Here is an 11,841-nt window from a genome sequence, read left to right as displayed (position 1 = left end):
CCCGACAGCCTTGCCCCCGACAGCCTTGCCACTGACAGCCTTGCCGCAGGGGCGCCCGGCTTACTTGGCAAGGGGGAGGGCTCTGCCTACATTGGCTCGGCGTGCGCGGACGAACCCGCAGCGGCGGGCAGCCGGCCCACACGCCCCAGGGATTGATCGATGAACCCGAATTTTCGCAATTTTGCCTTGTGGGTCGTCATCTTCCTCCTCGTCCTGGCCCTGGTGACCCTGTTCCAGAATCCGGGTCACCGCGGCGGCGGGAGCGAGATCGCCTACAGCCAGCTTCTCAACGACGCCGACGCCGGCAAGATCCAGTCCGTGGTGATCTCGGGCCAGGACGTGTCCGGCTCGTATGTCGGCGGCGGCAGCTTCACCAGCTATGCGCCGAACGATCCCGGCCTCGTCTCGAAGCTTTCGGGCAAGGGCGTGCAGATCACCGCGCGCCCCCCGTCCGACAACACCCCCTGGTTCATCCAGCTCTTGGTCAGCTGGCTGCCGATCCTCGTCTTCATCGGCGCCTGGGTGTTCCTGTCCCGGCAGATGCAGTCGGGCGCCGGCCGCGCCATGGGCTTTGGCAAGTCCAAGGCGAAGCTGCTGAACGAGGCGCATGGGCGCGTGTCGTTCGATGACGTCGCCGGCGTGGAAGAGGCGAAGGAAGACCTGCAGGAGATCGTCGAATTCCTGCGCGATCCCCAAAAGTTCCAGCGGCTCGGCGGGCGCATCCCGCGCGGCGTGCTCCTCGTCGGCCCCCCCGGCACCGGTAAGACCCTGATCGCCCGCGCGGTGGCGGGCGAGGCCAACGTGCCGTTCTTCACCATCTCGGGCTCGGACTTCGTCGAGATGTTCGTCGGCGTCGGCGCCAGCCGCGTCCGCGACATGTTCGAGCAGGCCAAGAAGAACGCGCCCTGCATCATCTTCATCGACGAGATCGACGCGGTCGGTCGCCATCGCGGCGCGGGCCTCGGCGGCGGCAACGACGAGCGCGAGCAGACCCTCAACCAGTTGCTCGTGGAGATGGACGGCTTCGAGGCCAACGAGGGCGTGATCATCATCGCGGCGACCAACCGTCCCGACGTGCTCGACCCGGCCCTGCTGCGTCCCGGCCGGTTCGACCGCCAGATCATGGTGCCGAACCCGGACGTCACCGGCCGCGAGCGCATCCTGCGCGTCCACGTCCGCAAGGTGCCGCTGGCGCCGGACGTCGACCTCAAGGTCATCGCCCGCGGCACCCCCGGCTTCTCGGGCGCCGACCTGATGAACCTCGTCAACGAGTCGGCTCTGTTGGCCGCGCGTCGCGGCAAGCGCATCGTCACGATGCACGAGTTCGAGGACGCCAAGGACAAGGTCATGATGGGCGCCGAGCGGCGCACCCTCGTCATGACCGAGGACGAGAAGCGGCTCACGGCCTACCATGAGGGCGGCCACGCCATCGTCGCCTTCAACGTGCCGGCCACCGATCCCGTCCACAAGGCGACGATCATCCCGCGTGGCCGTGCGCTCGGCATGGTCATGCAGCTGCCCGAGCGCGACAAGCTGTCGATGTCGTTCGAGCAGATGACCTCGCGGCTGGCCATCATGATGGGCGGCCGCATCGCCGAGGAGATGACCTTCGGCCCCGACAAGGTCACCTCGGGCGCGCAGTCCGACATCGAGCAGGCGACACGCCTCGCCAAGATGATGGTCACGCGCTGGGGATTCAGCCCTGAGCTCGGCACCGTCGCCTACGGCGACAACAACGACGAGGTCTTCCTCGGCATGTCGATGGGCCGCCAGCAGACGGTGTCCGAGTCGACGGCCCAGAAGATCGACGCGGAGGTCCGCCGCCTCGTCGAGACCGGCCTGGAGGAGGCCCGTCGCATCCTCGCCGACAGGAAGGACGACCTCGAGGCGCTGGCGCAAGGGCTGCTCGAATACGAGACGCTGTCCGGCGACGAGATCAAGAACCTGCTGAAGGGCCGTCCCCCGGTCCGCGACGGCGGCGACGTGCCGCCGACCCCGGCCCGCGGCTCCTCGGTGCCCTCCGCCGGCCGCGGCCGGCCGAAGGAGAGCGACGGCGGGCTGGAGCCTCAGCCGCAGGGCTGATCGGTCTGATCTGTCGGCCGACGAAGAGGGCGCCATTGCGGCGCCCTTTTCTTTGGGCGGTTAGCCCATTCGATGGATGAGGGCGCGCGGGTCCCCTGTCGCGTCCGGGAGAGGGGGCCGGTCGGCGCCACGCTGCGGAGCAGCGATGAGACAAGCTGCGCGATGACGGCGTCGATTCACTGTAACGGGACGCGATCTGCGCTCGCCGCGCGATCGATGATAGGTTGACCGAAAGGTCGCGCGCCCGAGGGGACGGAGAGTTTCGTGAGAAAGTATTTCGGCACCGACGGCATTCGCGGCCGGGCCAACGGGGTGATCACGCCGGAGCTGGCGCTGAAGGTCGGCCAGGCGGCGGGGCTGGTGTTCCAGCGCGGCGACCATCGCCACCGCGTCGTCATCGGCAAGGACACGCGGCTCTCGGGCTACATGATCGAGACCGCGCTGATCGCCGGCTTCACCTCCGTCGGCATGGACGTGCTGCAGCTCGGGCCGATGCCGACCCCGGCGGTGGCCATGCTGACCCGCTCGATGCGCGCCGACATCGGCGTGATGATCTCGGCCTCGCACAACCCGTTCGAGGACAACGGCATCAAGCTGTTCGGGCCCGACGGGTTCAAGCTCAACGACGCGATCGAGCGCGAGATCGAGGCGCTGATCGACAGCGAGCTGCACACCAAGCTCGCCGGCTCGATGTCGCTCGGCCGGGCCAAGCGCATCGAGAGCGTGCACGCCCGCTACATCGAGTTCGCCAAGCGCTCGCTGCCGCGCAACGTGACGCTGGACGGCCTGCGCATCGTGGTCGACTGCGCCAACGGCGCCGCCTACCGCGTCGCGCCCGAGACCCTTTGGGAGCTCGGCGCCGAGGTGATCGCCATCGGCGTCGAGCCCGACGGCTTCAACATCAACCGCGACGTCGGCTCGACGGCGCCGGCCGCCCTCGTCGCCAAGGTCCGGGAGCTGCGCGCCGACATCGGCATCGCGCTGGACGGCGACGCCGACCGGGTGCTGATCGTGGACGAGAAGGGCCAGGTCGTCGACGGCGACCAGCTCATGGCGGTCGTCGCCCGCTCGTGGAAGGAGGACGACCTCCTGACCCAGCCGGGCATCGTGGCCACGATCATGTCCAACCTCGGCCTGGAGCGCTACCTCGGCGGGATCGGCCTCTCGCTCGCGCGCACGGCGGTGGGCGACCGCTACGTGCTCGAGCACATGCGCGAGCACGGCTACAACCTCGGCGGCGAGCAGTCCGGCCACATCATCATGTCGGACTACGCCACCACCGGCGACGGGCTGGTGGCCGCGTTGCAGGTGCTGAGCGTGGTCCAGCGCAGCGAAAAGCCGGTGAGCGAGGTCTGCCACTGCTTCGATCCGCTGCCGCAGATCCTGAAGAACGTGCGCTACCGCTCGGGCGAGCCCCTGCGCGCCGACAGCGTCGTCACTGCGATCGAGCACGCCCGCGAGCGCCTGGGCAACGGCGGCCGCCTCGTCATCCGCCCCTCCGGCACCGAGCCGGTGATCCGCGTGATGGCCGAGGGCGACGACCGCGGCCTCGTCAACGACGTCGTGGACGAGGTCGTGGATGCGGTGACGCGCGCCGCCGCCTGAGCCGGTCGGCTTGCGCGCATCCTCTCTCCCCGCAGGCGGGGAGAGGGCTTGGCCGACCTCGTCGTCGGCCAAGCGAGGCGGTAGCCGAAGGTGAGGGGGCTTGGCCGAAGGAGGCTTGTCCGTTGGCACCCCCTCACCGGCGCTACGGCCTTGCCTTCGCTTCCCGCACGGACGGCGAGGTCCGTGCGGGCCTCTCCCCGCCCGCGGGGAGAGGAGGCTCTCGGTCGACGAAGCGCATCCTTCGCCATCGAGCTTGAGAATGAACGTTCATTGACTCGGGAATGAACGTTCATTATACCGGCTCGGTACGCAGGAGTCCGCCATGGGCGTTTCCGTTTCCGACAGCCGCTCCGACCTCGCGCCCCGCCTCGCGGAGCTTCGCGCCGTCGCGACCCCGACCAACCTCGCGGTCGCCGCGCTCCTCGGCCTCGGCTGGGTCGCGCTGATCGGCTGGACCGGGGCCGGCCCCGCCGGCTGGCAGGCGCGGTCCTGCGCCGGGCTCGACCTGCGGCCCGCCGCCTGCGCGGGCGTCCCGACGGGCAAGGATGCGAGCCGCATCGTTCCGCACGAGCTCACGGCGAGCCTCGCACGATGAGCGCCGGCGGCGCAGCGGTCGCGGCGCGGATCGAGCCCTCGGCCCGGCGCGAGCACATCCTGGCGGCCGCCGAGGCCTGCTTCGTGCGCAACGGCTTCCACCGCACCACGATGCAGGACCTCGCCCGCGAGGCGGCGATGAGCCCGGGCAACTTCTACCGCTACTTCGCCTCGAAGGAGGACCTCGTCCTCGGGCTCGCCGAGGGCGAGCGCGCCCGCGGCGCCCGCCTGGTGGCCGAGCTGGAACGCGACGGCGACCGCCGCGCGGCGCTCCTCGGCATCGTCACCCGCTACTTCGTCTCGATCACCCGCGAGACCGCGATCCTGCGAATCGACATCTGGTCCGAGGCGACCCGCAACCCGGCCATCGCCGCGATGACGGCGCGGGGCGAAGCCGAGGCGCGGAGCTGGTTCGTCGAGACCTTCGGCGTGTTGGCGCGGTCTCCCGCCTGCGATCCGGTCGCGCTCTACGCCCTGCTGGGTCCCCTGATGAAGGGCATCGTCGTCGATCGCGCGCTGCTGCCCGACTACGACCCGGCGGCATCCGTCGCCCAGCTCCTCGCCCTGCTCGAGGCGGGCCTGGACGGGCGCCTTCCCCTCGCCCCGACCTCCTCCGCGGAGCCCAGCCGATGACGTTTTCCGCGCCCGGCGCCCGCCACTTCGGGCTCGCCGCCCTCGTCGTATCCCTCGCGCTACCCCTGCCGGCGCAAGCCGGAACCGCCCCGGCGCCGGTCAAGGCGGCGCCCGCCCCCGCGGTGAGCGTGGTCGAGGCGGCACGCCGCGAGATCGTCGAGAGCGTCGTCGTCACCGGCACGCTGGTGCCGCGCGACGAAATCCTGATCACCCCGGAGATCGACGGCTACCGCGTCACCGAGGTGCTGGTCGAGGAGGGCGCCCGCGTCGCCCGCGGCCAGGTGCTCGCCCGCCTGTCGCACGACCTGATCGACCGCCAGATCGCCCAGCAGGCCGCCCTCGTCGACAAGGCGACCGCCGCCGTGCCGCAGGCCGAGAGCACCATCGAGCAGGCGGAAGCGGCAGGCCTCGAGGCGCGCCTCGCCTACGACCGCGCCAAGCAGCTGATGCAGACCGGGAACGGCACCGCGGTGATCCTGGAAGGGCGCACCTCGGCGATGCGCCAGGCCGAGGGCAAGCGCGCCTTCGCCCGCAACGGCCTCGTCATCGCCAAGGCCGAGCTCGCCCAGGCCAAGGCGGTGCGGGACGAGCTGGAGCTGCGGCTCGCTCGCACCGAGATTCGCGCCCCGGAAGCGGGCGTCGTCAGCCGCCGCACCGCGCGGGTCGGCATCACCGCTTCGTCCGCGGCCGAGCCGCTGTTCCGCCTGATCGCACGGGGCGAGATCGAGTTGGAGGGCGAAATCGTCGAGACCAAGCTGCCGCTCCTGCGGGAGGGCCGGCCGGCCTGGATCGACATCGGCGCCGGCGCGCGCGTCCAGGGCAGCGTCCGCGCGGTCTACCCGGAGGTCGACCGGGCGACCCGGCTCGGCAAGGTCCGCGTCCGCCTCGACGCCGACCCGCGGCTTCGCATCGGCACCTTCGCCCGCGGCGCGGTCGAGATCGCCCGCACCCGCGGCGTCACCGTGCCCCAGGCGTCCGTGCTCTACGGCGGGCCGGCGCGCAGCAGCGTTCTCGTGGTCGCCGGCGACACGGTGGAGGCCCGCGCGGTCCGCACCGGCCTGTCCGACGACGACGACATCGAGATCCGCGGCGGCCTCTCCGAGGGCGAGCGCGTCGTCGCCCGCGCCGGCAGCTTCCTGCGCGACGGCGACAAGGTCCGCCCCGTCCCGTTGGCGGCCGTCGCCCCGGCTTTGGCCGAAGCGCCGTCGCCCGAGGCGAGCGCCGACGCCGACGCCGACGCCCCGTGATCTGAACCCGTCCCCGCCGCACGCCCGAAAAGGACCGGCCGCCCGATGCGCCTGAACGTCTCGGCCTACGCGATCCGCAACCCGATCGGGCCGCTGGTCCTGTTCCTCGTCCTGATCGTGCTGGGCCTCGTCAGCTTCCGCGGGCTCGCGGTGACGCGGATGCCGAACGTCGACGTGCCGATCGTCTCGTTGGCGATCACGCAGAGCGGCGCCGCGCCGTCCGAGCTTCAGACCCAGGTGACGAAGTGGGTCGAGGACTCGATCGCCGGCGTGCGCGGGGTCAAGCACATCACCTCGGCGATCACCGAGGGCTCCTCCGTCACCACCGTCGAGTTCCGGCTGGAGGTGAACACCGACCGGGCCGTCAACGACGTGAAGGACGCGGTCTCGAAGATCCGCATCAACCTGCCGCGCACCATCGACGAGCCGGTGATCAGCCGCGTCGAGATCGCCGGCCTGCCGATCCTGATCTACGGCGTCACCGCGCCGGCGATGAGCCCGGCCGAGCTGTCCTGGCTCGTCGAGGACAAGTTCGCCCGCATCCTCCAGGGGGTGAAGGGCGTCGGCGGCGTCGAGCGCGTCGGGGGCGTGGCGCGCGAGATGCGCATCGAACTCCAGCCCGACCGGCTCCTGGCGCTCGGCATCACCGCGGCCGACGTGAACCGGCAGCTGCGCCTCACCTCGGCCGACATGGCGGGCGGGCGCGGCGAGGTCGGCGGCCGCGAGCAGTCGATCCGGACGCTGGCCGCCGCGCGGACGCTCGCCGACCTCAAGGCCACCTCCATCGTCCTGCCCGGCGGCCGCAAGGTGCGGCTCGACGACTTGGCCGCCGTGCGCGACGCGATCGAGGAGCCGCGCACCTTCGCCCGCTTCGACGGGCGCCCGGTTGTGGCCTTCGCGGTCTCCCGCGGCTCGGGCGCGAGCGACGCCGAGGTCGCCGCGGGCGTCGAGCGCAAGATCGCCGAGTTCGAGACCGGCTATCCCGACGTCCGGTTCGAGAAGATCGACTCGTCCGTCTCGGCCACGATCGGTTCCTACGATTCGGCGATGCACACCCTGATCGAGGGGGCGGCGCTTGCCGTGCTGGTGGTGTTCCTGTTCCTGCGCGACTGGCGCGCGACGCTGATCGCGGCCCTGGCGCTGCCGCTCTCGGTGTTCCCGACCTTCTGGGCGATGGACGCGCTCGGCTTCACCTTGAACGGCATCAGCCTGCTCGCGATCACGCTGGTCACCGGCATCCTGGTCGACGACGCCATCGTCGAGATCGAGAACATCGTCCGCCACATGCGGATGGGGAAGTCGCCCTACCGCGCGGCGATCGAGGGCGCCGACGAGATCGGCCTTGCCGTCATCGCCATCACCGCGACCCTGATCGCGGTGTTCGCGCCGGTGTCGTTCATGCCGGGAATCGCCGGGCGCTACTTCATCCAGTTCGGGCTGACCATCGCGGTCTCGGTGTTCATGTCGCTGCTCGTGGCGCGTCTGATCACGCCGATGCTCGCCGCCTACTTCCTGCGCGACCACGCCCACGTGGAGGCGCGCGAGGGGCCGGTGATGCGCGCCTACGGCCGCCTCGTCGGCTGGTCGGTGCGCCACCGGGTGATCACCCTCATGGTCGGGCTGGCGTTGTTTGCTGGCTCGCTGGCCTCCACCGGCCTCCTGCCCTCGGGCTTCGTGCCGAAGCAGGACAACGCCCGCACCCTGTTCATGCTCGAGCTGGCGCCCGGCGCGCGGCTCGCCGACACCGTCGCCGTGTCGGACCGGGTGGTCGCCCGCATCCGCGCCCTGCCGGAGGTGGTGTCGGTCTTCGTCGACGGCGGCCGGCAGGTCGGCGGCAAGAAGGAGACGCGGCTGGCGACGCTCACCGTCAACCTGACGCCGAAGAACGCCCGCGCCAAGTCGCAGGCCGCGCTGGAGACCGAGATCGCCGCGTTGATCGGGCAGGAGCCCGACATCCGCTCCTGGTCGCTGCGCGATTCCGGCCAGCGCGACCTCGCCCTGGTGGTCGGCGGCCCGGACGCCGCCGTGGTGGCCGAGGTTGCAGCAAAACTCCAGCGCGACATGGCCGCGATCCCGCACCTCGTCGCGGTGATGTCCACGGCGCCCTTGAACCGCACCGAGGTCCGCATCCGGCCGAAGCCCGGGGTGGCGGCCGACCTCGGCGTCTCCACCGACGCCATCGCCGAGACGGTCCGCGTCGGCACGATCGGCGACATCGGCCTGAACCTCGCCAAGTTCAACGCCGCCGACCGCCAGGTCCCGATCCGGGTGCAGCTGCCCGACAGCGCCCGCGGCGCGGTCTCGCGGCTGGAGAACCTGAAGGTGCCGGCCAAGAACGGCACCGCGGTGCCGCTGGCGGCGGTGGCCGACATCGAGCTCGACCAGGGCCCGGGCGCGATCGACCGCTACGACCGCGTCGTGCGCGTCGCGGTGGAGGCCAACATGGAGGGCTCGGACGCGCTCGGCTCCCTCATCGCCCAGGCGCTGGAGACGCCGACGGCGAAGTCCCTGCCGCCGGGCGTCACCATCCGCCAGACCGGCGACGCCGAGATCATGGGCGAGGTGTTCTCTGGCTTCCTCCTGGCCATGGGCGCCGGGATCATGATGGTCTACGCCGTGCTCGTGCTGCTGTTCGGCTCGTTCCTGCAGCCGCTGACGATCCTGTTCTCGCTGCCGCTCTCGATCGGCGGCGCGATCCTGGGGCTCCTGGTGATGAACATGCCGATCTCGATGCCGGTGGTGATCGGCATCCTGATGCTGATGGGGCTGGTGACCAAGAACGCGATCATGCTCGTCGACTTCGCCGTCGAGGAGATGGGTCGCGGGGTCGACGCCGTCACCGCCATCGTCGAGGCCGGCCGCAAGCGCGCTCGCCCGATCGTGATGACCACGATCGCCATGGCCGCGGGCATGGTGCCCTCCGCCATGGCGCTCGGCGTCGGCGGCGAGTTCCGCGCGCCGATGGCGGTCGCGGTGATCGCCGGACTGATCGTCTCGACCCTGCTCTCGCTGGTCTTCGTGCCGGCTTTGTTCCTGCTGATGGAGGGCCTGAGCCGGGTCCTCGGACGGGTGTTCGGCCGCTTCGTCGGCGCCCGCGACGAGGCCGGGCAGGCCCATCCGTCCCCTTCGCCTTGAGGAAACCGAATGCCAGTCCGTTCCGCCCGCGTCTCGACCCTCGCCCTCCTCGGCCTCGCCGCCGCAGCCTCCGCCCTCGGCGCGAACCCGGCCGCCGCGGCGGATCCCACCGGCACCTGGTTCACCGAGGACGGGCGTGCCCGCGTGCGGACCGAGCATTGCGGGCCGGGCGGCGCCAACCTCTGCGGCTACGTCGTCTGGGGTTCGAAGCCGCTGGGCGAGGACGGCAAGCCGAAGATCGACCGCTACAACCCCGACCCGAAGCGCCAGGCGCGGCCGCTCCTCGGCCACCAGATGATCCTCGGGCTGAAGAAGAACGACGACGGGCGCTTCGCCGGCAAGATCTACAACGGCGACAACGGCAAGTCCTACGACGTGACCATCTGGAGCGAGACGCCGGCCGAGCTGTCGGTGAAGGGCTGCCTGCTCTCGGTTCTGTGCCAGACCCAGACCTGGACGCGGGTGGGCGACGTGGTCCCCGGTCAGATCACCGCCGCCACCGACACCCCCGGCGGCCCGCGCTCGGACCCCGAATGGGCGCCCAAGCCCGGAGCCGCGCCGAGGCCGTCCGCCAAGCCCGCGGGCGCGCCGGCGCCGAAGTAGCGGCCCGGCGGTCTCACGAACGGCGACGGCGCGCTTCGACCCACCCACCGCCCTCATCCTGAGGTGCGGACGCGAAGCGGCCGCCTCGAAGGAGCCCTCCAGCCGTCCGCGCGATCCCTCGAGGCCTCCTTCGAGGCCCGCTGACGCGGGCGCCTCAGGACGAGGGCGTGGGTTGGATCGCGGCCGTGCCGGCCAGCGCCTCCGCGTAGATCGCGCGCGCGTCGGCGCGGGTCAGCGTCCGCGGGTTGTTCACCAGGAGGCGGGTCTGCTTCATCGCGTCGTCGGCGAGGCGATCGAGGTCGGATTCCGCGATGCCGACCGCCGACAGCGAGGCCGGGACGCCGCAATCGCGGCAGATCGCGGCCAGCGCCGCGACGAAGCGCTCGGCCGCCTCGGCGTCGGGCCGGTCGCGGGCGTCCGGGTCGAGGATCGGCGCGAGCTCGGCGTAGAGCGCCTGCGCCTCGGGCAGGTTGAAGCGCAGCACGCCCATCAGCACCAGCGCGTTCGAGAGCCCGTGCGGCACGTGGAACAGCGCGCCGACCGGGTAGGCCAGCGCGTGCACTGCCGCCACCGGCGCGTTGGCGAAGGCCATGCCGGCGAGCATCGACCCGAGCAGCATCCCGGAGCGCGCCTCGACATCGCCGCCGTCCGCGCAGGCGGTGCGGATGTGGCAGGCGAGCAGGCCGAGCGCCTGCCGGGCGAGGCCGTCGGAGATCGGGTTCTTGCGGTGGCGGCTGGTATAGGCCTCGATCGCGTGCACCATCGCGTCGACGCCGGTGGCCGCGGTGACGGCGGCGGGCAGGCCCAGCGTCAGCTCCGGGTCGAGCACCGCCCAGTCGGGCAGCAGGCGCGGGGCGACGACGCCCTTCTTCTCCTGGGCCGGCGTGGTGACGATGGCGATCGGCGTCACCTCCGAGCCGGTCCCGGCGGTGGTCGGCACCAGGATCAGCGGCAGGCGCGCGCCCTTGGCGAGGCCGACGCCGTAGATCGCATCGAGGGCCTCGTGCGAGCGGGCGAGGTAGGCCACGAGCTTGGCGGTGTCGAGCGCCGAGCCGCCGCCGATCGCCAGCACCAGTTCGCTGCCCGACGCCCGCGCGAAGGCGGCCGCCGCCTCCACCACGTGGCTCGGCGGGTCGGCGACCACGTCCTCGAACACCGCGACCCGGCAGCCGGCCTCGGCGAGCGCCGCTTCCGCGCCCCGGGTCAGGCCGGCGGCGCGCACGCCCCGGTCGGTCACCAGCAGGACGTTCTTCGCCCCGAGCCCGGCGACGAGGTCGGGGATCTTGGCGACCGCCCCGGCCTCGAACAGCAGGTTCGGCGTGGTCTGGAACAGGAACGGGGTCATGGCCGGGCGCCTCGGCGGAAGGGTGTTTCGCCGCGCCAGCCTACAGCGCCCGGGATCGTTCGCCAGCGGGAGCCGGCCCGGCTCCGTGGACGATCCGGGCGGAAAAACCGCCGCGTCGCGCAGGCGGATGGGATCACCGGACGACCGCTCCCACGTCCTGCCGCCAAGTTTGCCACGAGACCGGCAGGTCGCCGGACGCAGGCGGCATGCGGGACGTCTCGGTGGAGCTGCCCGTGAAGCCGCCATCGAAGTCGATCGCCTCTCCGGCGTAGCGGGAGGCCAGACCGTAGATCGCCCGGCCCCGGCAGCTTGCGATCAGGGATGCGCCTCGGGTGGTCATGGCCGGCGGACCCGCGGACTCGGCGAAGGCGGCCGACACGATCCAGACCTCGACGGCCTCGCGCGCCGCGATCGGCTCGGCGCAGAAGGCGCCCCGCACGCAGTAATACCCGCTGATCGCGACCCGCTCCGTAATTACCCACCCCCGTAATCGTGAGGTTTAGGCGCCGACGGTTTTGAGGATGGTGCGGAACGGGCTGGCGCCGGTGAGGCGGGCGGTATCGACGACGGTGCGGATGGCGGCTTCGCCTTCGGCAG

At 71.7% G+C, this 11,841-nt stretch carries 9 protein-coding genes; 7 read left to right on the top strand and 2 right to left on the bottom strand.

Features of this window, described 5'->3' with window-relative positions:
• The first annotated feature begins 159 nt into the window (after nucleotides 1-159).
• From ftsH to FV226_RS24890, 7 genes are all read left to right on the top strand, one after another.
• Nucleotides 160-2,082, top strand: a complete 1,923-nt coding sequence (gene ftsH / locus FV226_RS24920) for an ATP-dependent zinc metalloprotease FtsH (RefSeq protein ID WP_147728678.1) — start codon at nucleotides 160-162, stop codon at nucleotides 2,080-2,082.
• Between the two features lie 264 nt (nucleotides 2,083-2,346).
• Nucleotides 2,347-3,687 (top strand): phosphoglucosamine mutase, encoded by a 1,341-nt coding sequence (gene glmM, locus FV226_RS24915; RefSeq protein ID WP_147753241.1) that lies wholly within the window; start codon nucleotides 2,347-2,349, stop codon nucleotides 3,685-3,687.
• A 322-nt stretch (nucleotides 3,688-4,009) separates the two neighbouring features.
• On the top strand, nucleotides 4,010-4,282 hold the full coding sequence (locus FV226_RS24910) for a hypothetical protein (RefSeq protein WP_238272802.1): 273 nt from the start codon (nucleotides 4,010-4,012) through the stop codon (nucleotides 4,280-4,282).
• Nucleotides 4,279-4,914: a TetR/AcrR family transcriptional regulator gene (locus FV226_RS24905; RefSeq protein WP_147765026.1), complete on the top strand. Its 636-nt coding sequence runs from the start codon at nucleotides 4,279-4,281 to the stop codon at nucleotides 4,912-4,914. The genes FV226_RS24910 and FV226_RS24905 overlap by 4 nt, the downstream gene beginning before the upstream one ends.
• Nucleotides 4,911-6,161 (top strand): efflux RND transporter periplasmic adaptor subunit, encoded by a 1,251-nt coding sequence (locus FV226_RS24900; RefSeq protein WP_147765025.1) that lies wholly within the window; start codon nucleotides 4,911-4,913, stop codon nucleotides 6,159-6,161. The genes FV226_RS24905 and FV226_RS24900 overlap by 4 nt, the downstream gene beginning before the upstream one ends.
• Before the next feature lie 45 nt (nucleotides 6,162-6,206).
• Nucleotides 6,207-9,296, top strand: coding sequence for an efflux RND transporter permease subunit (locus FV226_RS24895; protein ID WP_147765024.1), 3,090 nt, complete (start codon nucleotides 6,207-6,209; stop codon nucleotides 9,294-9,296).
• Nucleotides 9,297-9,305: 9 nt separating this feature from the next.
• On the top strand, nucleotides 9,306-9,899 hold the full coding sequence (locus tag FV226_RS24890; RefSeq protein ID WP_147765023.1) for a DUF2147 domain-containing protein: 594 nt from the start codon (nucleotides 9,306-9,308) through the stop codon (nucleotides 9,897-9,899).
• A gap of 154 nt (nucleotides 9,900-10,053) precedes the next feature.
• Here the strand turns inward: FV226_RS24890 and FV226_RS24880 are convergent, their stop codons facing one another.
• Both FV226_RS24880 and FV226_RS24875 read right to left on the bottom strand, forming a co-directional pair.
• Complete coding sequence (locus FV226_RS24880; protein WP_147765022.1) at nucleotides 10,054-11,244, bottom strand: iron-containing alcohol dehydrogenase; 1,191 nt, start codon at nucleotides 11,242-11,244, stop codon at nucleotides 10,054-10,056.
• A gap of 133 nt (nucleotides 11,245-11,377) precedes the next feature.
• The gene (locus FV226_RS24875) at nucleotides 11,378-11,683 is read right to left on the bottom strand and encodes a hypothetical protein (protein ID WP_147765021.1); all 306 of its coding nucleotides are present in this window, start codon (nucleotides 11,681-11,683) and stop codon (nucleotides 11,378-11,380) included.
• Nucleotides 11,684-11,841 lie beyond the last annotated feature (158 nt).

This window comes from Methylobacterium sp. WL12 (assembly GCF_008039475.1).
GTDB classification, from domain to species: Bacteria; Pseudomonadota; Alphaproteobacteria; order Rhizobiales; family Beijerinckiaceae; genus Methylobacterium; species Methylobacterium cerastii.
This window is presented reverse-complemented; position numbering and strand designations above follow the sequence as displayed.